The sequence below is a fragment of the Amycolatopsis sp. NPDC051372 genome (assembly GCF_040682095.1).
Lineage (GTDB): Bacteria > Actinomycetota > Actinomycetes > Mycobacteriales > Pseudonocardiaceae > Amycolatopsis.
In genome coordinates, this window is sequence record NZ_JBFBAF010000054.1 from 1 (window position 1) to 18565 (window position 18565).

Annotated in this window: 21 protein-coding genes and 1 pseudogene; 15 read left to right on the forward strand and 7 right to left on the reverse strand. The window is 71.7% G+C overall.

What is annotated here, in order from left to right:
* Positions 1–314 precede the first annotated feature (314 nt).
* The 4 genes from AB0M56_RS47265 to AB0M56_RS47280 form a co-directional block, all read right to left on the reverse strand.
* Entirely contained in the window at positions 315–1130 is an 816-nt protein-coding gene (locus AB0M56_RS47265; protein ID WP_364189238.1) for a serine hydrolase domain-containing protein, read from the reverse strand.
* Between the two features lie 198 nt (positions 1131–1328).
* A complete protein-coding gene (locus AB0M56_RS47270) occupies positions 1329–1598 on the reverse strand; it encodes an HPr family phosphocarrier protein (RefSeq protein WP_364189241.1) in 270 nt (89 codons plus the stop codon).
* 31 nt (positions 1599–1629) lie between these two features.
* A complete protein-coding gene (locus AB0M56_RS47275; RefSeq protein ID WP_364189244.1) occupies positions 1630–2868 on the reverse strand; it encodes a PTS transporter subunit EIIC in 1239 nt (412 codons plus the stop codon).
* Complete coding sequence (locus AB0M56_RS47280; RefSeq protein WP_364189246.1) at positions 2865–3674, reverse strand: GntR family transcriptional regulator; 810 nt, start codon at positions 3672–3674, stop codon at positions 2865–2867. The genes AB0M56_RS47275 and AB0M56_RS47280 overlap by 4 nt, the downstream gene beginning before the upstream one ends.
* A gap of 165 nt (positions 3675–3839) precedes the next feature.
* On the opposite strand from AB0M56_RS47280, the gene AB0M56_RS47285 reads away from it, so the two are divergent.
* Both AB0M56_RS47285 and AB0M56_RS47290 read left to right on the forward strand, forming a co-directional pair.
* Positions 3840–4151, forward strand: a complete 312-nt coding sequence (locus AB0M56_RS47285; RefSeq protein ID WP_364047580.1) for a PTS glucose/sucrose transporter subunit IIB — start codon at positions 3840–3842, stop codon at positions 4149–4151.
* Positions 4148–4603, forward strand: a complete 456-nt coding sequence (locus AB0M56_RS47290; protein WP_364189249.1) for a PTS glucose transporter subunit IIA — start codon at positions 4148–4150, stop codon at positions 4601–4603. Before AB0M56_RS47285 ends, AB0M56_RS47290 begins: the two co-directional genes overlap by 4 nt.
* A 78-nt stretch (positions 4604–4681) precedes the next feature.
* Here the strand turns inward: AB0M56_RS47290 and AB0M56_RS47295 are convergent, their stop codons facing one another.
* Positions 4682–5119, reverse strand: a complete 438-nt coding sequence (locus tag AB0M56_RS47295) for a Rieske (2Fe-2S) protein (RefSeq protein WP_220238452.1) — start codon at positions 5117–5119, stop codon at positions 4682–4684.
* 128 nt (positions 5120–5247) lie between these two features.
* Here AB0M56_RS47295 and AB0M56_RS47300 point away from each other — a divergent pair, with 128 nt between their 5' ends.
* The 10 genes and pseudogenes from AB0M56_RS47300 (at position 5248) to AB0M56_RS47345 (ending at position 14796) form a co-directional block, all read left to right on the forward strand.
* Complete coding sequence (locus tag AB0M56_RS47300) at positions 5248–5652, forward strand: hypothetical protein (RefSeq protein ID WP_364189252.1); 405 nt, start codon at positions 5248–5250, stop codon at positions 5650–5652.
* A gap of 42 nt (positions 5653–5694) precedes the next feature.
* Positions 5695–6180 (forward strand): sigma-70 family RNA polymerase sigma factor, encoded by a 486-nt coding sequence (locus AB0M56_RS47305; RefSeq protein WP_364189255.1) that lies wholly within the window; start codon positions 5695–5697, stop codon positions 6178–6180.
* Positions 6177–6332 (forward strand): annotated as a pseudogene (locus tag AB0M56_RS47310) (zf-HC2 domain-containing protein); the annotation flags it as partial. The gene AB0M56_RS47305 and the pseudogene AB0M56_RS47310, both read left to right, overlap by 4 nt.
* 1891 nt (positions 6333–8223) lie before the next feature.
* Entirely contained in the window at positions 8224–8976 is a 753-nt protein-coding gene (locus AB0M56_RS47315) for a prepilin peptidase (protein ID WP_364189258.1), read from the forward strand.
* A gap of 45 nt (positions 8977–9021) precedes the next feature.
* On the forward strand, positions 9022–10209 hold the full coding sequence (gene aroC / locus AB0M56_RS47320; protein WP_220238453.1) for a chorismate synthase: 1188 nt from the start codon (positions 9022–9024) through the stop codon (positions 10207–10209).
* Positions 10206–10730: a shikimate kinase gene (locus AB0M56_RS47325; protein WP_364189261.1), complete on the forward strand. Its 525-nt coding sequence runs from the start codon at positions 10206–10208 to the stop codon at positions 10728–10730. The genes aroC and AB0M56_RS47325 overlap by 4 nt, the downstream gene beginning before the upstream one ends.
* A gap of 57 nt (positions 10731–10787) precedes the next feature.
* On the forward strand, positions 10788–11897 hold the full coding sequence (aroB, locus tag AB0M56_RS47330) for a 3-dehydroquinate synthase (RefSeq protein WP_364189264.1): 1110 nt from the start codon (positions 10788–10790) through the stop codon (positions 11895–11897).
* Entirely contained in the window at positions 11894–12325 is a 432-nt protein-coding gene (aroQ, locus tag AB0M56_RS47335) for a type II 3-dehydroquinate dehydratase (protein WP_364189267.1), read from the forward strand. Before aroB ends, aroQ begins: the two co-directional genes overlap by 4 nt.
* Positions 12322–13245, forward strand: a complete 924-nt coding sequence (locus AB0M56_RS47340) for a GNAT family N-acetyltransferase (protein ID WP_364189270.1) — start codon at positions 12322–12324, stop codon at positions 13243–13245. Before aroQ ends, AB0M56_RS47340 begins: the two co-directional genes overlap by 4 nt.
* Positions 13246–13266: 21 nt before the next feature.
* On the forward strand, positions 13267–14796 hold the full coding sequence (locus tag AB0M56_RS47345) for a beta-xylosidase (RefSeq protein WP_364189272.1): 1530 nt from the start codon (positions 13267–13269) through the stop codon (positions 14794–14796).
* Here AB0M56_RS47345 and AB0M56_RS47350 read toward each other — a convergent pair.
* A complete protein-coding gene (locus AB0M56_RS47350) occupies positions 14720–15313 on the reverse strand; it encodes a B-4DMT family transporter (RefSeq protein WP_364189274.1) in 594 nt (197 codons plus the stop codon). The two genes, AB0M56_RS47345 and AB0M56_RS47350, sit on opposite strands and share 77 nt — an antisense overlap.
* A gap of 136 nt (positions 15314–15449) precedes the next feature.
* Between AB0M56_RS47350 and AB0M56_RS47355 the strand changes: the two genes are divergently transcribed.
* Genes AB0M56_RS47355 through nusB form a run of 3 tightly spaced genes read left to right on the forward strand, consistent with a single transcriptional unit; the run spans position 15450 to position 17613 of the window.
* On the forward strand, positions 15450–16547 hold the full coding sequence (locus AB0M56_RS47355) for a Xaa-Pro peptidase family protein (protein WP_364189277.1): 1098 nt from the start codon (positions 15450–15452) through the stop codon (positions 16545–16547).
* 44 nt (positions 16548–16591) lie between these two features.
* Positions 16592–17155, forward strand: a complete 564-nt coding sequence (gene efp, locus AB0M56_RS47360; protein ID WP_364189280.1) for an elongation factor P — start codon at positions 16592–16594, stop codon at positions 17153–17155.
* Positions 17155–17613: a transcription antitermination factor NusB gene (gene nusB / locus AB0M56_RS47365; protein WP_364189283.1), complete on the forward strand. Its 459-nt coding sequence runs from the start codon at positions 17155–17157 to the stop codon at positions 17611–17613. The genes efp and nusB overlap by 1 nt, the downstream gene beginning before the upstream one ends.
* A 391-nt stretch (positions 17614–18004) precedes the next feature.
* Here nusB and AB0M56_RS47370 read toward each other — a convergent pair whose 3' ends face one another.
* Positions 18005–18493, reverse strand: coding sequence for a helix-turn-helix domain-containing protein (locus AB0M56_RS47370; RefSeq protein ID WP_003096372.1), 489 nt, complete (start codon positions 18491–18493; stop codon positions 18005–18007).
* Positions 18494–18565: the final 72 nt, after the last annotated feature.

The following is an 18565-nucleotide window of genomic DNA, read 5'->3' on the forward strand; positions in this document are numbered from 1 at the left end:
GGTGACGTGTTGTCAAGGCGGGAAAGCGTGCCTTGACAACACGTCGCCGGCCGCAAGGAGGCTTCGGATCGGGGTGCCGGGGTGGGGCTGGGTGCGGGTTCCGTCGCGTGGGTGGGTGGCGGTTGCGGGGGTGGACGGGGCCTGGGTGGGGGGTGAGTCGGGCAGGTGGGTGGCGGTGGAGAGGTGTGCGCCGGGCCTGCGTGGGTGGTGAGTTGGGTGCGCGGCCGGCGGTTGGATGGGGGCCAGAGCGGCCCGATGTGGCGTTGGGTGCGTCGAGCGCCAACGAATGCAGCTTTGGGTGCGTTGGGGGTGTGTCAGGCCTTCAGTTCGGCCAGCACCGCATCCGTGAACGGGGGCCACACCTCGGCCGCCCACGGGCCGAACGAGCGGTCCGCCAGGGCGACGCAGGCGTGGCCCGCTTCAGGGTCCACCCAGAGGAAGGTGCCGGACTGGCCGAAGTGGCCGAAGGTGCGCGGGGAGCTCGCGGAGCCGGTCCAGTGCGGGGACTTGTGGTCGCGCAGCTCGAAGCCGAGACCCCAGTCGTTGGGTTTCTGGTAGCCGAAGCCGGGGAGGACGCCGTTCAACCCCGGAAACGCGACGTCCGTGGCGGCGGCGAGGGTGGAGGGCGCGAGCAGCTTCGGGGACTGCAGCTCGGCGGCGAAGCGCAGTAGGTCGTCCACAGTGGACGCGGCGCCGGAGGCGGGGGAGCCGTCCAGTGCCGTGGCGGTCATGCCGAGCGGGTCGAGCAGGGCTTCGCGCTGGTAGTCGGCGAAGGCGATGCCGGAGTGTTCGGTGAGGGTTTCGGCCAGGACCTCGAAGCCGGCGTTGGAGTACAGGCGCCGGGTGCCAGGCGGGGCCATCTCCTTGTGCGCGTCGAAGGCGAGGCCGGAGGTGTGGGCGAGCAGGTGCCGCACGGTCGAGCCCTCGGGGCCGGCGGGCGTGTCCAGCTCGACCACGCCCTCCTCGAGCGCGATGTGCGCCGTGTACGCGGTGAGCAGCTTGGTCACCGACGCCAGCCGGAACACGCGGGCGGAATCGCCGCGGCGGTCGCGCACCGCGCCGTCGGCGGAAACCACCCCGGCCGCGGCGTGGTCCACCGGCCACTTGTCGATGAGGCGCAAGCTGTCCATGCCCCCACCTTACTGTGCTGCTTGTTGCCGATCCGACCACAGTCACGGCGGAAACCGTTGGCAGGCGCGGTGACTTCCGGTTGGGTGTCCGCCTCCTTTTGGTCGGATCGGCAAGCACCATGGAAACGCGCGAAGGGGCCACCCGGCGCCGGTTTCCCGGCGACGGACGGCCCCTCGCGGCTGCCCCTGGAGCGGTACCTACTGAGCGTCGAGATCCGTGGCGACGAGCTCCGCCACCGCGTCGATCGCGGCGTCGGCGCCCTCGCCCTCGGCGCTGATGACCACCTCGTCGCCGAACCCGGCGGCGAGCGTCATCAGGTTGAGCACGCTGCCGGCGGCCACCGGGTCGCCGCCGGCCTTGGCGATGGTCACCGCGACGGATTGCGCCGCGGCCGCCTTGGCGACCAGCGCGGCCGGCCTGGCGTGCAGGCCCACCTTGCTGGCCACGGTGACTCGTTTCTCCGGCATGGTCGTCCTCTCTCGGTTTCTGCTGGTGAGCTTACTTCGCGGCCGTGCGGTCGAGGTCGGCCTCGATCGTGTCGTCCTCACGGCCCGGGGTGCGCATGTTCCACTTCGTGATCACGAACCGGAACACCACGTAGTAGATGACGGCGAAGACCAGGCCGATCGGGATCAGCAGCCACGCCTTGTGCGCGGTGTCCAGCGACGAGTTCAGGGCGAAGTCGATCGCACCGCCCGAGAACGAGAAGCCGAGGTGGATGCCCAGCGCGTTGCACACGGCCAGCGAGACACCGGTCATGATCGCGTGGAAGATGTAGAGCGGCCACGCGACGAACATGAACGCGAACTCGATCGGCTCCGTGACACCCGTGATGAACGAGGTCAGCGCCGCCGAGATCATGATCGAGCCCACGATCTTCTTCTGGCCCGGCTTCGCGGTCTGCCAGATCGCCAGCGCCGCGGCGGGCAGGGCGAACATGAAGATCGGGAAGAAGCCGGTCATGAACGTGCCGGAACCCTGCACGTGGCCGAAGAAGTTGTTGAGGTCGCCGCCGCCGAAGATGAACCACACCGGCACGTTGAGCAGCTGGTGCAGACCGATCGGGATGAGCAGGCGGTTGAGCACGCCGTAGATGCCGCCACCGATCACCGGCGAGCCGACGACGGCCTGGCCGATGGAGTTGATGCCGTGGTCGACGTACTTGAAGAGCAGGCCGAAGATCACGCCGAGGATGATCATCGAGAACGCGGTGATGATCGGCACGAACCGGCGGCCGCCGAAGAAGGCGAGCCAGCTCGGCAGCTTGATCCGGTAGTAGCGCTGCCACAGCAGGGCGGCGACGATACCGCTGATCACACCGGTCAGCACGCTGTAGGGCCAGTGGATCGGCGCGCCCTCCCAGCCGGGCTTGTAGCCCTCCTGGCTGCTGATCGGGGCGATGGCCTGGATGACCTTGTTGAACACGACCCAGCCGACCACCGCGGCGACGGCGGTCGAACCGTCGCCCTTGCGCGCGAAGCCGACCGCGATACCGATGGCGAACAGCAGGGGCAGCCAGTCGAACAGGCCACCGCCCGCGGCACCGATCACAGCCGCGACCTTGTCCCAGCCGAGGCCAGTCTTGCCGAACACGTCGTCCTGGCCCAGCCGGTTGAGAAGACCGGCGGCGGGCAAGACGGCGATGGGCAGCATCAGGCTGCGGCCGAAGCGCTGCAGCCCGGCGAGCCCGCCGCCGCTCTTCTTGCCCTTCGCCCCCTCTGTGGTGGTGGCGCTCATCGTCGGGTACCTCCGTAGTGGGGTTGGTGGCCGGAATCCGGGGTGTTCCGGTCCAACTGCATGGTCACCTGGTAGTGGTCTCCCCGGTACCAGGACGTCATGTCCTCCACCGGCTCTCCGCCTGCGCTGGAGACCCGGCGGAAGACGAGGAGCGGAGTGCCGGTGCGCATGCCGAGCAGGCGCGCCGTCTCGCGATCCGCGGACTCGGCCCACACCGTCTGGTACGCCTGGTCCGGCCGCAGGTCGTAGGCCTCGGCCAGCTGGGCGTACAGGGAACGGGTGAGGTCGAGGTCGAGCAGTCCGGGCGTGCGGCCCGCGTGGTACCAGCCGCGTTCCACGGCCAGCGGCACGCCGTCCGCGCGCCGCAGCCGCACCAGCCGGTGGGCCGCCACACCCTCGGTGAGGCCGAGTGCGTGCGCCGAGGTCACCGGCGGGACCTCGAGCGACGTGGACACCACCTCCGTGGTGGGGGTGAGCCCGCGCCGGCGCATGTCGTCGGTGAAGGACATCAGGTAGAGCTGCAACTCCATGCGGCGCGCGGCGGTGAACGTGCCCTTGCCGCGCACCCGGGCCAGCAGGCCCTCTTCGACGAGCTTGCCGATCGCCGAGCGGACCGTGAGGCGCGAGACACCGTAGCGCTGGGCGAGCTCCCGCTCCGACGGGATCGGCGAACCGGGCGGGAGCTCGCGCTCCACGGACCGGCGCAGGATCTCGCGCAGCTGGGCGTGCTTGGGCGTGGGCCCGTTGATCACCCGCTCCACCCGGTCGACGCCGTCGGGCGGCGGGACGTGCGCGGCAGCGCTCATCGGTGTCACCCTCCTCGTGTCGTCGCACCGGGCGACCGGTGCTCGCGTCTTCGCCGGAAGATTGGTACGTTCCGGTCTAGACCAATGATTCCGATGGGGCAGGATGCTCCGCCTCGCGAGCGGGTGTCAACCACCGTTATGCGTTCGTGGCCTGCGGCGACGTGCATGCCGACGAACGGCGTAGTAGTGGTGGAGCGCACTGGCTCACGTGGGGAACCAACGGGAAACGAGGAGGCCGCGATGGCGGATGACAGGCCTGAGAAGATTCTCGCGGCGCTCGGCGGCGTGGACAACGTCGTCGAGATCGAAGGCTGCATCACGCGCCTTCGCTGCGAGCTGGAGGACACCAGCCTCGTCGACGAGGCGGCGCTCAAGGCCGCCGGTGCGATGGGCGTGGTGAAGATGGGCTCCGCGGTGCAGGTGATCGTCGGCCCCGAGGCGGACACGATCGCCAGCGACATCGAGGACCTGATGTGAGCCTCGAGATCCTGAGCCCCGTCGCGGGCGAGGTCGTCGCGATCACCGAGGTGCCCGACCCGGTGTTCGCCGAGGCGATGGTCGGCCCCGGCATCGCCGTGAAGCCGAGCGGCGGGCGTGCCGACGCCGTCGCGCCGGTGGACGGCACCGTCGTGACCCTGCACCCGCACGCCTTCGTGGTGGCGACCGAGGACGGGCGCGCCGTGCTGGTGCACCTCGGCATCGACACGGTGAAGGAGAAGGGCGAGGGCTTCACCCTCCACGTGGTCAAGGGCGAGTCGGTGCGCGCCGGCCAGCCGGTGATCGGCTGGGACCCCGAGGCCGTGGCGGCCGCCGGGTACTCGCCGATCGTGCCTGTGGTCGGGCTCGACGCCCAGGCCGACGTGCTCGCGGGCCTCGAGCCCGGGCGCACGGTCGCGGCGGGCGACCCGCTGTTCAGCTGGAGCGGCTGAGGCTTTCCACGTCGAAGGGCCCCTTGGACGGTGATCGTCCACAAGGGGCCCTTCGCGTGCGTTGGGTGGTTTACGTCGTCAGGCGGTGACGACCTCTCCGTTGTCGACCTTCACGTTGATCTTCGGCAGCGGCTTCTCGGCCGGGCCGTTCTTCACCGCGCCCGTGAGCGAGTCGTACACCGACCCGTGGCACGGGCAGTGGATCTCGGCGCCCTGCGGCGGGTTCACGGTGCAGCCCTGGTGGGTGCAGATGGCGCTGAAGCAGTTCACGGTTCCGGCGGTCGGCTGGGCCACGATCACGTCCTGGCCGTCGGGGGTCTTGGCGGACTTCGCCTGGCCGACGGGCACGTCGGACAGCGCGATCACCTTCCCGCCGGGCTTGGGGGCGTCGCCGCCCGAGGAGCCCGAGTCCGAGCCGGCGCCACAGGCCGCGAGGGCGACGGTGCCCACGGCGACGCCGGCGACGGCGGCCCCGGTGGTGAGAACGGAGCGGCGGGTGTGCAGTTCGGCAGTCATGCCCCTACTAACGAGATGATCGCCCGGCTGGTTCACCCGTTCACCGCAAAGCGTTGTCCGGTGAACCGGATCGCCCGTGTCTCCGTGTAATGGGGGAGTGGGATTCAGACGGGGTGAAGGAGAACATCATGCTGGCCAACTGGATGCGAGGGTTGGGCGCGATCGGGCTGGTCGGGTCCGCCGCGGTCCACTTCTACCTGTACTTCGGCAGCGGCTACTCGGACATCGCCGTGGTCGGTCCGCTGTTCCTGGTGAACGGGATCGCCGGGATCGTGATCGCCGTCGCGCTGCTGTTCTGGCACCACTGGGTGCCGCCGTTCTTCACGCTCGGCTTCGGCGGCGTGACGCTGCTCGCGTACCTGCTGTCGGTGACCGTCGGCTTCTACGGCATGCACGACCAGTTCAACAGCCAGTTCGAGTACTGGGGCGTGGTCACCGAGGCGCTGTGCGTGATCTGCGGCCTGGTGCTGCTGGTGCAGGAGGTGCGCGCCAGGCAGTCTTCCGGCGGGCACGCGGTGCCGGCCGGACGCTGACCGGGGCTTGCCGTGGGGAGGAGCGACGTCGAGGACCAGCTGATGCGCACGCTGCACGAGGAACACGCGGCCGCGCTCTGGTCCTACGCCCTGCACCTGACGGGCGGCAACCGCAACCACGCGGAGGACGTGGTGCAGGAGACGCTGCTGAGGGCGTGGCGGCACACCGACGTGCTGGACCAATCACAGGGTTCGGCCCGCGCGTGGCTGTTCACGGTCGCGCGCCGGATCGCCATCGACGGGTGGCGGTCGGCGACCTCGCGCTCGGAGGTCGTCACCGACGCTCCGCCCGAGCGCGCGGTGGCCGACGGCACCGAGCGGGCCGTGCAGGGGTGGCTGGTGGCCGACGCGCTCGGCGAGCTCTCGGTGCGCCACCGCGAGGTGCTCGAACTGTGCTACTTCCAGGGGTACTCGGTGGCCGACGCTGCCCACCGCCTGGGAATTGCCGAGGGGACGGTGAAGTCCCGCACGCACTACGCGCTACGGGCGCTTCGCCTGGCTTTGGAAGAGCGGGGGGTGACGCAGTGACCGCCGACGAGTTCGCGACCTACGACGCCGCGTACCTGCTCGGTGCGCTGTCACCGGAGGACCGGCAGGCGTTCGAGGAGCACCTCCAGGAGTGCGACCGGTGCGCCGCCGCGGTCCGCGAGCTGGCCGGGCTCCCGGGTTTGCTCGCGCAGACCAGGGGTGGTTCGCCGGGGGGAGCCTTCGGGCCCGGCGAACGTGACGGCGGCGGCACGGGGACGCCGTGGGATCCGGGGCCGGTGCCCGATCTGGTGATCGTGCCGGGTTCGAAGCCGGTTTCGCGGTCGGTGTCGGAGCCGGTTCTGCCGGAGCCGGATTCGCGGTCGGCGCCGGGACCGGATGTGGCGGGTTCGCGAGGGCCGGGCTCGGTTGCGCCCGATGTGCCGGTGCTGGGCTCGGTTGTGGCGGGCGGGCCGGGCTCGGATGTGCCGGGTGTGCCGGGATCGGGCTCGCGGTCGGTGCCCGACCTGCGGGCGACGTCTTCGACGCCGGGTTCGGATTCGCGGTCCGCGCCAGGACCGGATCTGGCGGGTTCGCGAGGGCCGGACTCGGATGCGCCCGATGTGCCGGTGCTGGGCTCGGTTGTACCGGGTGTGCCGGGATCGGACGCGCTGGATGTGCCGGTGCTGGGCTCGGATGCGCCCGATGTGCCGGGCTCGGATGTGCCGGGTGTGCCGGGATCGGGCTCGCGGTCGGTGCCCGACCTGCCGGCGACGTCCTCGACGCCGGGTTCGGATTCGGTTTCGGAACCCGATCTGCCGGCTGTGCCGTCGATGCCGGACCTGCCCGCTGTGCCTTCGGTGCCGGGCTCGCTCGCGCCGGGCTCTCAGGCGATGCCGGACTTGCTGCCGGTGCTGATGCGGAAGGTTCGGCGCCGCCGGCGGATCCGGAACGGGGTGACCGGGGGAGTGGCCGCGCTGGCCGTCGCGGCCGGGGTGGCTCTGGCGGTGTCTGTTTCGCTGCCGGACGTGTCCCCGCGGCCCGCCGCGCCCGCTGTCGCCGCACCACCGCCCTCGCTCGCCATGTCGGCCCTCGGCGAATACCCGATCCAGGCCGCGGCCCGCATCGACTCCCAGTCGTGGGGCACCGAGGTCGAAATGTCCTGCAGTTACCGCGGCGGCAAGGGCGGGGACTACTCGCTCGTCGCCCTCGGCCGCGACGGCACCGAGGCCGAACTCGCCACCTGGAAGGCCCTGCCGGAGAACACGGCCAAGGTCGTGGTGGGCACGCCGATGAAGTCCCAGGACATCGCGTCTCTGGAGATCCGGAGCGTACGGACGGGGAAACCGTTGATGCGCCTGGTTTATCCATGACTCGCTGACTCGCTGACTCGCTTCGACCCACCCCGAATGTGGCGTTGGCTGCGTTCCACGCACCGAACGCCGCATGGGGTGCGCCCAGTGCACCGAACGCCGCATCGGGGCGCTTGGCGCGACCTCCGGATGCGGTGAGTGGCTGGCTCGAGTTGTTGGCGCATAGTTGCTGGCCGGCTCGGGTTGCTACCGCGGCCGAGGGCCGGGGCGGCTCGATTCGTGGTGCAGCTTCGCTCGGCTCGGGTTACCGCCGATCTGGCCCGCGGCGATCTCGGGCGGCAGGGTCGCCCGCCGGTCGCGGTGGCGGCGGAGGCTCGCGGTGGCGATTCCTGGCACGGCGATCTATGCGGGTTGTGGCCGCGCGGGCGCCGGCCAGACGTGGTGTCAAGCGGCTCAGGTGGTCTGCACCGAACGCCGCATTGGGCGCTTGGCGCGACCTCCGGATGCCGTGAGTGGCCGGCTCGATTTGTTGGCGCGTACTTGCTGACCGGCTCGGGTTGTTACCGCGCGGCCGCGGGCCGGGTGGGCTCGGTTCGCTGTCTGCCGGCCGGTTCGGGTTCCCCGGTCGAGTGAATCGAGCGGGTTTTCGGCGCGAGCGGTCCACTCGCGACAGGCGCGGCTTGGCGTGGCGGGCGGGCGCTGCGAACGTGGGTGCATGTCCTGGGGAATGGTCGTTGTGGGTGGGGCGGTGGTGCCCCTCCTGGTGTGGTTGCTGAGACGGGCGGGTGCGCCGGTGTCGCCGGTCGTGGCTGTCGTCGTGGTGGTGGCTGCGCTGCTCGTCGTCGTGTGGCGGTGGCGGGAGGGGCGCTGGGCCCAGTGGTGGTGGCCGGTGCCGTGGGTGCTCACGGTGGTCGGGGTGCCGTTGTGCCTGGCGGATGTCCGGCATCGGAGGTTGCCGGATGTGTTGACGTTGGCGGCGTATCCCGTAATGGCGACCGCACTGACCGTCGCCGCCATGAGCGGGGGCGGGGCGACGCTGCTCGTGAGCGCGGCGGAGGGCGTGCTCGTGTTCGGTGGTGTCCACCTCGCCGTCCACCGGGTCGGGCCGGCGCAGCTCGGGGCGGGAGACGTGAAGCTCGCCGGCGTGCTCGGCGCGGTGCTGGGTGCGCTGGGCTGGGCGTCAGTGGCGGTCGCGGCGGTGGCGGCGGCCGGCCTGAGTGCCGTCGTGGCCGGGGGAGCGCAGGTGAAGGCCATCGCCGAGCGGGTGCGTCGTACCGGACCGCCGAGCGGGCAGCCGGCGTCGGCCGCCTCGCCGAAGGGCATATCCCGCGCAGGTAAGCGTCCCGCATCGGCTACCTCACCGAACGACGCGCCGGGCGGACATCCGGCATCGGCCACCAACGAGACATACCCACCACAAGCCAGGGACGGGCCTTACGCCCGACGGGCGATTCGGTGTGGTGTGCCCCACGGGCCGGCGTTGGTGGTCGCGGCCTGGACGTGCGCTGTGTTCCCCGGGGTGGGTTCGGGGGTGGTGCCGAGCTGAGGGGCTGCTGGTCAGGCGCCCCGCGAGCCGTGACAGGATTGCCGGGTGTTGCGCTGGATCACCGCAGGAGAATCGCACGGACCCGCCCTCGCCGCTGTGCTCGAGGGCCTGCCCGCTGGTGTGGAGGTGACCACCGGAGACCTCACCGCGCAGCTCGCGCGGCGCCGCCTCGGGTTCGGTCGCAGCCCGCGCATGGGGTTCGAGACCGACCACGTGCAGTTCCTGGGCGGCGTCCGCCACGGGATCTCGCAGGGCGGCCCCATCGCGGTGCAGATCGAGAACGCCGAGTGGCCCAAGTGGGAGCAGGTCATGGCGGCCGACCCCGTGGACCCCGAGGTGCTCGCCGGCCTGGCGCGCAACGAGCCGCTCACGCGGCCGCGCCCCGGCCACGCCGATCTGCCCGGCATGCAGAAGTACGGCTTCGACGAGGCCCGTCCCGTGCTGGAGCGCGCGAGCGCCCGCGAGACGGCGTCGCGCACGGCGCTGGGCACGGTGGCGCGCAACTTCCTGCGCCAGCTGCTGGGCGTGGAGGTGCTGAGCCACGTCGTGTCGATCGGCGGTGCCGACGCGCCCGAGGGGCCGCTGCCGCAGCCGGGTGACCTGGCCGCGATCGACGAGAGCCCCGTGCGGGCGTTCTCGGCCGAAGGCACCGAGGCGATGGTCGCCGAGGTCGACGCCGTGCGGAAGGCGGGCGACACCGTCGGCGGCGTGATCGAGGTGCTCGCCTACGGGCTGCCGCCGGGCCTCGGCTCCCACGTGCACTGGGATCGCCGCCTCGACGCGCGCCTGGCGGGCGCGCTCATGGGCGTGCAGGCCATGAAGGGCGTGGAGGTCGGCGACGGCTTCACCACCGCGCGGCGCTGGGGCAGCCAGGCCCACGACGAGATCGACCGCGGCACCGGCCCGGTCGGCGTCACGCGCCGCTCCAACCGCGCGGGCGGCCTCGAAGGCGGCATCACCAACGGCGAGCCCCTGCGCGTGCGCGTGGCGATGAAGCCGATCTCGACCGTCCCGAAGGCGCTGTCCACGGTGGACGTGCGCACGGGCGAGCCGGCCGTCGCGATCCACCAGCGCTCGGACGTGTGCGCCGTCCCGCGGGCGGGCGTCGTGCTCGAGTCCGTGGTGGCGCTGGTGCTGGCCGACGCCGCGCTGGAGAAGTTCGGCGGCGACTCGCTGGCCGAGAGCAAGCGCAACGCCGAGGGCTACCTGAAGGCGCTCGAGGAGCGCTGGTGAGCCCCCGCGCCGTGGTCGTGGGACCGCCGGGCTCCGGCAAGAGCACGGTGGGCCCGCTGCTCGCCGAGACGCTCGGGGTGGCGTTCCGCGACACCGACGACGACATCGTCGAGCGTGCCGGCCGCGCGATCTCCGACATCTTCGCCGAGGACGGCGAGCCGGCGTTCCGCGCGCTCGAAGCGCAGGCCGTCGCCACCGCCCTCGACGAGCACGACGGCGTCCTCTCCCTCGGCGGCGGTGCTCCGCTGAGCCCGGAGACGCGGGCGCTGCTGGCGAAGCACACGGTGGTGTTCCTGAACGTCGGCCTCGCCGCCGGTGTGCAGCGCACCGGCCTGTCGAGCGCGCGTCCGCTGCTCGCGGGCGTGAACCCGCGCGCCACGTTCAAGTCCCTGCTCGACGCGCGCCTGCCGGTGTACCGGGAGGTGGCGACCGTCGAGATCGAGACCGACCAGCGGACGCCCGCCGAGGTGGTGGCCGCCGCGGTCGCCGCGATCGAACCGGCCGAAGTCCCCAAGCAGTAGGACGCTGAGCAACACAGACCCGGAGTGCCACAACTCCAGGAGTAGTGAGGAAAACCCGTGTCCCAACCCGTCCGGATCCGCGTCGCGACCGCGCACCCGTACGACGTGCTCGTGGGCCGCGGCCTGCTCGCCGAGCTCACCGCGCAGCTCGCCGACGCGTCGAAGATCGCGCTGATCCACCCGCCCACGCTCACCGCCACGGCCGAGGCCGTGCGCGAGGAGCTCGCCGAAGCGGGCCTCGACGCGCATCGCGTGGAGATCCCGGACGCCGAGGACGGCAAGGCCTTCTCCGTCGCGAGCTTCTGCTGGGAGGTCCTCGGCCGGATCGGGCTCGACCGCCGCGGCGTGGTCGTGGGTCTCGGCGGCGGCGCCGTGACGGACCTGGCCGGCTTCGTCGCCGCCACCTGGATGCGCGGCGTGCGCCTGGTCAACGTGCCGACGACGCTGCTCGGCATGGTCGACGCGGCCGTCGGCGGCAAGACGGGCATCAACACCGAGGCCGGCAAGAACCTCGTGGGCGTGTTCCACGAGCCGAGTGCCGTGCTGGTCGACCTCGCGACGCTGGAAACCTTGCCCCGCAACGAACTCGTGGCCGGCATGGCCGAGGTCGTGAAGACCGGCTTCATCGCCGACCCGCGCATCCTGGAGTTGATCGAACAGGATCCCGAAGCCGCCCTCGACCCGACCGGAGACGTGCTGGCCGAACTGGTCCGCCGCTCGATCCAGGTCAAGGCCGACGTCGTCGCCGCCGACCTGCGCGAGTCCGACCTGCGCGAGATCCTCAACTACGGCCACACCCTCGGCCACGCCATCGAGCGCCGCGAGCGCTACCGCTGGCGCCACGGCGCGGCCGTGAGCGTGGGCCTGGTGTTCGCCGCCGAGCTCGCCCGCCTCGCCGGGCGCCTCGACGACGAGACCGCGGCGCGCCACGCGTCGGTGCTGAAGCTGATCGGGCTGCCGACCACCTACGACGCCGACGCGCTGGGCCAGCTCATGGAAGGCATGAAGGGCGACAAGAAGACCCGTTCCGGCGTGCTCCGGTTCGTGGTCCTCGACGCGCTCGCCAAGCCCGGCCGCCTCGAAGGCCCGGACCCGGCGCTGCTGGCCGCCGCGTACTCCGCGGTCGCGGCCGACGCCCCCAAGAGCGGCGGGAGCGTTCTGCTGTGAAGGTCTTCGTCTTCAACGGCCCCAACCTCGGCCGCCTCGGCAAGCGCGAGCCCGCCGTCTACGGCTCGACGACCCACGACGACCTCGCCGCCCTCTGCGTGAAGACGGGCACCGTGCTCGGCCTCGACGTCGAGGTGCGCCAGACCGACCACGAGGGCGAGCTCGTCGGCTGGCTCCACGAGGCCGCCGACGGCGGTCACCCGGTCGTGCTCAACGCCGGCGCTTGGACGCACTACTCGATCGCCGTGCGCGACGCCGCCGCGCAGCTGTCCGCGCCGCTGATCGAGCTGCACATCAGCAACGTCCACAAGCGCGAGCAGTTCCGCCACCACAGCGTGCTCTCCGACGTCGCCACCGGCGTGATCGTGGGGCTTGGCGTCGACGGCTACGGCCTCGCGCTGCGCTGGGTGGCAGCGAACGCGAAGTGACTCAGGAGCTCACCACCGGCCGGCTCCGGCTGAGGGCTCTGACCGAGGCCGACACCGACGCCGTGGTCGCGGTGTTCACCGACCCGGAGATGAGCCGGTTCTTCGCCGCCGACTTCTCCGACCCCGACCAGGCCCGCGCCATGGTGGCCCGCCGCCTCGCCTACGACGGGCCCGAAGGCCAGGGCCACTGGGTGGTCGAGCACGAGGGCGAAGTCATCGGCGTCGCCCATCTGCGCCCGTCGTCCGAGCTGCCCGGCGACGTTGCCGAGCTGGGGTACTTCGTCGCCGCGAAGCACGCGGGGAAGGGCTTCGCCACCGAAGCCGCCCGCGCGCTCGTGGAGCATGGCCTCGCCACGCTGGGCCTGCCCGCCGTGTGGGCGCTCGTCCACGAGGACAACGCGGCCAGTCTCGCGATCACCCGCCGGCTCGGCTTCCTCGACGTCGGCTCCGGCGTGCACTACGGCGACGTGCACCGCGTGCTCGTCTCGCTGCCCACCGCGCACGGCCGGCCGCACCACCTCGAGCTCTGGGTCCACGACCTCGCGCGCGCCGAACGCAGCTGGGGTTGGCTGCTGGGCCGGCTGGGGTGGCGCGAGTTCCAGCGCTGGCCCGACGGCGTCAGCTGGCGCCTCGGCCCCACGTACCTCGTGGTGGAGGCCTCACCCGCGATGGCCGCCGGACCGCACGAACGCCTTCGCCCCGGCCTCAACCACCTCGCCCTGCACGTCGCCACCCGCGCCGAGGTCGACGAGCTCGCGGCCGGCGGGCCCGGCTGGCGGCCCTTGTTCGCGGACCGTTTCCCCTACGCGGGCGGGAAACCGCACTACGCGGCCTACCTCGAGAACGACGACGGCTTCGAGGTCGAGCTTGTTGCCCTCGAACTCCCGCGAGACGGGGACGCGTTCACCCAACCGGGTTAGGACTGGTTAGACTCGACCATCATGCACCCGTTTCGTGGCGGGGTTCGGCGACCCGCGCGAGCCCTGTTCGCCCTGGCGTTGTCGGGGGTCGTGGTGGCGGGCTGCAGCGACAGCTACGCGCAGACCCAGGCCGACGGACCCGACCACGGCGGCATCGCGGGCGGCAAGCCTGCTCCGGCGAAACCCCCGCGCGTGGCGAACGTCCCCCTGGAGACCGCGAAAGCCCGCCAGAGCAACGGAGTGGTCGCCGCCGGAGCCGCCGACGCGGTCTACAACTACGGCCCCACGGCGATGGTCGAAAACGGCAAAACCCGCCTGTGGTGGTGCAGCCAGTACGGCAGCGCGGCCCCGCCCGGCGACGACATCCTGTACGCCGAGGCGCCCTCGGCCGACGGTCCCTTCACCGGACCCGGTGGCGGCGCGCCGATCGCGGTCCTGTCCGGTTCGCCCGGCGGGTTCGACGGCGTGCACACGTGCGACCCGTCCGTGCTGCGCGTCGGCGGCACCTACTACCTGTACTACACCGGCGCGGCGGGCGACCACGCGCTCGGCAACGCCATCGGCCTCGCGACGAGCCCCGACGGCGTCCACTGGACCCGCGCGGCGGGCGGCCGGCCGATTCTCGGGCCTTCGCACGACGTGCACCGCGACAACGTCTACGGCGCCGGCCAGCCCTCGGTCGTGTTCCTCGACGGCTGGTACTACCTCATGTTCACCGACACCACCGGCCGCGCCGCCGGCTGGAACGGTGCCGGCCAGTTCGTGATCCGCTCCCACGACCCGGCGTTCGGCAGCGGCGTGGAAGCGCTGGGGGACAAGGGTTTCGCGCCCGTCGCTGGCACCGCCACGCCGCGCGAACGCTCGGTGGTCGACGGGTTCAGCGCCGACCTCGAATGGGTCGGCGCGCTCGACGCGTTCGTGATCGCCCACGAGACCGCGGACGGCACCACGCTCACCTTCTGGGACAAGGACTTCACCCTCCAGCCCTACACACCGCTGGTGATCCCCGGCGCGTGGAAGGAAGGGCCCGGCCTCATTCGCCGCCCGGACGGCCACGCCCCGACGTCGGTCACCGATCCGTGCGGCACCGTCTCGTTCGACGTCGTGCGCGCGACCACGATCGGTTCCGCGGGCGCGCCGACGAGCCTGAAGCACTTCGGGCTCGACGTGCAGGGCGCCGGCGGCTGCTCGAGCCCCGACCGCCTGACCACGACGTTCGACGGTGTCGCGATGCCGTCACCGGACCGCCGCATGGACCTGTTCCGCCGCGGGGTGCGCATCCGCGTCGACCGCCGCTCGGTCGCCGCCGCTTTGGCCGGCGAAGTGGTGGACCGGCCGCTCACGCCCGTCGCCGGGTTGCCCGTGAAGACGACGCTGAAGTCCGGCACGAACGTGGTGCACTCGTACGGCCACGGGTACGGCGTGGTGCTCGGCAACGAGCTCTACGGCCTGCCCGACACCACGATCGTGGACCTCAACGGGGCCGCGGTGACGGAGACCGACCCGCGACAGTGGGACGCCTACGCGCCCGGGCTCCCGCTGGGCGGCTGACGGGCGACGGCTTCGGCCGCGGCGCGCCGGCCGGCTCGGCCTCCGGCAGCTCCAGCTGACCCGACTGGCTGCCCGAGCCGTCGTCCTCGTCGTCCTCGGGTTCCGGCTCCTCGTCCTCCGGCGCCGGCCGCCGCACGCGTGAGCCGACGAACAGCCCCAGCCCGGCCGGCACCAGCACCAGCAGCGCCGAGAACGCGGCACCCCCGGTGAGCGCCGCGCCCAGCTCCGACGTGCCGGTCTGGTCGACGAACACCGCGCGCCCGATCACGTACAGGATGCCGGAGACGACGCCGGCCACCAGCGACGCGATGAACCAGGCCCGGCCGCGGTCCGGCTTGCCGCGCCAGCCGTCGATCGCGCTCCACAGCGCCGCGACGCCCACCAGCACGGCGAGGGCGACGGACGTGATCACCGTCTGGTCGGTCGGGTGGAACACGGACCACTTGGCGAGCAGCGTCATGGCGGCGGCGTGGACGACGGCCATGACCAGCCCGCGAGTCAACCAGGCACCCAGCATGGACGGAGTGTAGGTGCCACCGGGTGAACGCCGTGTGGTCCACCCGGAGCAGCGGCTCCGGGTGCCCGGCCGCTTGCGGACAGTGACCGCCGCGAGCGTCCCCGGACCACGCGATCCGCGTGGCTAAGCTGGCCGGGTGCCTGAAACCCACGCTCACCGTCGCGGCGCGCTGCGGTCCCTGATCACCGATTCCGGGGTCGACGCGCTGCTGGTCACCGACCTGCTCAACATCCGCTACCTCACCGGGTTCACCGGGTCGAACGCCGCGCTGCTCGTGCACGCAGGCGGCGAGGCGCAGACCGTGTTCTGCACCGACGGCCGCTACACGACCCAGTCGGCGTCCGAGGTGCCGGACCTCGAACGCGTGATGGGCCGCGCCAGCGACCGAGTGCTCGCCGACTTCGCGGCCCGTGCCCACTCGACCTACGGGCGCACCGGGTTCGAGAGCCAGCACGTGAGCGTGGAAGACCACGAGGCGCTCAAGGTGCGCTTCGACAAGGTGACGCTGGTCCGGACGCCCGGGCTGATCGAGCAGCTGCGCGCGGTGAAGGACGAGATCGAGGTCGCGGCCCTGCGCTCGGCCTGCGCGGCGGCCGACCGCGCGCTCGCCGACCTGCTGGCGTCCGGCGGCCTGCGCGCCGGGCGCACCGAGCTGGAAGTGGCACGCGACCTGGAGAACCGCATGCTGGAGCACGGTTCGTCGGAGCCGTCGTTCGCCACGATCGTGGCCGCCGGGCCCAACTCGGCGATCCCGCACCACCAGCCCACCGGCGCCGAGCTGCGCGAAGGCGACTTCGTGAAGATGGACTTCGGCGCGACGGTCGACGGCTACCACTCCGATATGACCCGCACGTTCGTGCTTGGCAAGGCCGCCGACTGGCAGCGCGACCTCTACGACCTGGTCCACCGCGCCCAGGCGGCCGGCACCGCGGCCGTGTTCCCGGGCGCCGACGTGTCCGACGTGGACGCCGCGGCCCGCTCGGTGATCGCCGCCGCGGGCCGCGCGGAGGAGTTCGCGCACGGCCTCGGCCACGGCGTCGGGCTCGAGGTGCACGAGGCGCCCAGCCTCGCTACCACGGGCGTCGGTACACTGTCCGCCGGTATGGCGGTCACCGTCGAGCCCGGCGTCTACCTCGCGGGGCGCGGTGGCGTGCGCATCGAGGACACGCTCGTCGTGCGGGACTCCGGGCCCGAACTCCTCACCCTGAGCACCAAGGACCTCGTGGCCGTCTGAGACGGGCCGCGGACGAAGAGATCGACACAGGAGACCGAAAGCTCGTGGCCACCACCAACGACCTGAAGAACGGGCTCGTCCTCAACCTCGAGGGCCAGCTCTGGACCGTCACCGCGTTCCAGCACGTCAAGCCGGGCAAGGGCGGTGCGTTCGTGCGCACCACGCTCAAGCACGTGCTGACGGGGAAGGTCGTCGACAAGACCTTCAACGCCGGCACGAAGGTCGAAACGGCCACCGTGGACCGCCGGAACATGACCTACCTGTACAAGGACGGTCAGGACTTCGTGTTCATGGACGGCGACACCTACGACCAGATCACGGTTCCGGCCGAGGTCGTGTCGGACAACGCCAACTACATGCTCGAGAACACCGAGGTCCAGGTCGCGGTGCACGAGAACGAGGCGCTCTACATCGAGCTCCCGACCTCGGTCGAGATCGTCATCCAGCACACCGACCCAGGCCTGCAGGGCGACCGCTCCACCGGCGGCACCAAGCCGGCGACGCTCGAGACCGGCGCCGAGATCCAGGTCCCGCTGTTCGTCTCGACCGGCGAGAAGATCAAGGTCGACACGCGTGACGGCCGGTACCTCGGCCGCGTCTCGAACTGATGGCGGACAAACAGAAGCCGCACCCGAACCGCGGCGGTGCGATCAGCAGGCGGCAGGCCCGCCGGCGTGCCGTCGAGATGCTGTACGAAGCTTCGCAACGCGGCACCGACCCGGTCACGCTGCTGGCCGACCGGGTCGGGTCCACCGAGGTCGACCCGGTCGCCGACTACACGATCACCGTCGTGGAGGGCGTCACGACCCACCGCGAGCAGGTCGACGAGCTGCTGGCCGAGCACTCGCAGGGCTGGACCCTGGACCGCATGCCGCCGGTCGACCTGGCGGTGCTGCGGGTGGGCGTCTACGAGATGCTCTGGTCCTCCGACGTGCCCGACCCCGTCGCGATCGACGAGGCCGTGGGCCTGGCGAAGGAGCTCTCGACCGACGACTCGCCGCGCTTCGTCAACGGCGTGCTCGGGCGCATCGGGACGATCGCCGACCGCCTGCGGGCCGTGCTCTGACCCGCTGACTTCGGAGTCGAAAACAGCCGAAAACCGCCGAAGGCCGCGAGCTCCGTACTGGAGCCGCGGCCTTCGGCGTTGTGCTGGTGTCCCCAGGAAGCCTCACGAGTGGGGTCCGGAAGAGGTCTTCGTCACACCGAGCGTGGCAGAGCCGGCGCCGGGCCGTGCTCGAGCCCGCTCGGGCGTCACCCGGTGACCCGGGTTCACCGTCACGGCAACCCGGAAGCGCTAGCCCGAACGGGTCACGCGCCGGAACGGCAGACGCGGGTGCGAGGGGACGGCCGGGGTGGTGTTGATCACCGTCCGCAGCCGGTCCGGCGGTGTCCGAAGCTCGGTGGGTGTTTCCGGTGCCCCGCCGAAAACACCCACCGCGTCGGGCAACCGCCGCCCATCAGTCTTCTTTGGACGGACGGGCCTCGGGCGGCAGGACGCCCCAATCGATGAGCTGTTCGGTGAGCTCACCGGGGGTCATGTCGTAGATGATCGCGAGCGAGCGCAGGTCCTCGGTGCGGATGGAGAGCACCTTGCCGTTGTAGTCGCCGCGCTGGCTCTGGATCGTGGCCGCGTACCGCGCGAGCGGGCCGACCTTCTCCGCGGGCAGCTGCTGGAGCCGCTCGAGGTTGATCACGATCTTCGTGGCGGGCTCGGCACCCGAGGGCACACGGCCCTCCGGCAGCAGTTCGACCACCGGTACACCGTAGAAGTCGGCCAGTTCGGCCAGCTTCTGGACGGTGACGGCGCGGTCGCCACGCTCGTACGAGCCGACGACGACGGCCTTCCAGCGGCCGCCCGACTTCTGCTCGACGCCGTGCAGGGACAGACCCTGTTGCTGGCGGATCCCGCGGAGCTTGGCCCCGAGCGCCTTGGCGTAATCGCCCATCTGGTGGTTCTCCGTTTCCTCACCCCCACGCCGGTCGTGGTGACCGGTCAGGGGACTCCTCGAGTCGAATAC

Bases quoted from the DNA above. Each gene is read 5' to 3' on its own strand.
- AB0M56_RS47265 (WP_364189238.1), bottom strand. From the start codon at position 1,130: ATGGACAGCTTGCGCCTCATCGACAAGTGGCCGGTGGACCACGCCGCG.
- AB0M56_RS47270 (WP_364189241.1), bottom strand. From the start codon at position 1,598: ATGCCGGAGAAACGAGTCACCGTGGCCAGCAAGGTGGGCCTGCACGCC.
- AB0M56_RS47275 (WP_364189244.1), bottom strand. From the start codon at position 2,868: ATGAGCGCCACCACCACAGAGGGGGCGAAGGGCAAGAAGAGCGGCGGC.
- AB0M56_RS47280 (WP_364189246.1), bottom strand. From the start codon at position 3,674: ATGAGCGCTGCCGCGCACGTCCCGCCGCCCGACGGCGTCGACCGGGTG.
- AB0M56_RS47285 (WP_364047580.1), top strand. From the start codon at position 3,840: ATGCCGACGAACGGCGTAGTAGTGGTGGAGCGCACTGGCTCACGTGGG.
- AB0M56_RS47295 (WP_220238452.1), bottom strand. From the start codon at position 5,119: ATGACTGCCGAACTGCACACCCGCCGCTCCGTTCTCACCACCGGGGCC.
- AB0M56_RS47300 (WP_364189252.1), top strand. From the start codon at position 5,248: ATGCTGGCCAACTGGATGCGAGGGTTGGGCGCGATCGGGCTGGTCGGG.
- AB0M56_RS47305 (WP_364189255.1), top strand. From the start codon at position 5,695: ATGCGCACGCTGCACGAGGAACACGCGGCCGCGCTCTGGTCCTACGCC.
- AB0M56_RS47345 (WP_364189272.1), top strand. From the start codon at position 13,267: ATGCACCCGTTTCGTGGCGGGGTTCGGCGACCCGCGCGAGCCCTGTTC.
- AB0M56_RS47350 (WP_364189274.1), bottom strand. From the start codon at position 15,313: ATGCTGGGTGCCTGGTTGACTCGCGGGCTGGTCATGGCCGTCGTCCAC.
- nusB (WP_364189283.1), top strand. From the start codon at position 17,155: ATGGCGGACAAACAGAAGCCGCACCCGAACCGCGGCGGTGCGATCAGC.
- AB0M56_RS47370 (WP_003096372.1), bottom strand. From the start codon at position 18,493: ATGGGCGATTACGCCAAGGCGCTCGGGGCCAAGCTCCGCGGGATCCGC.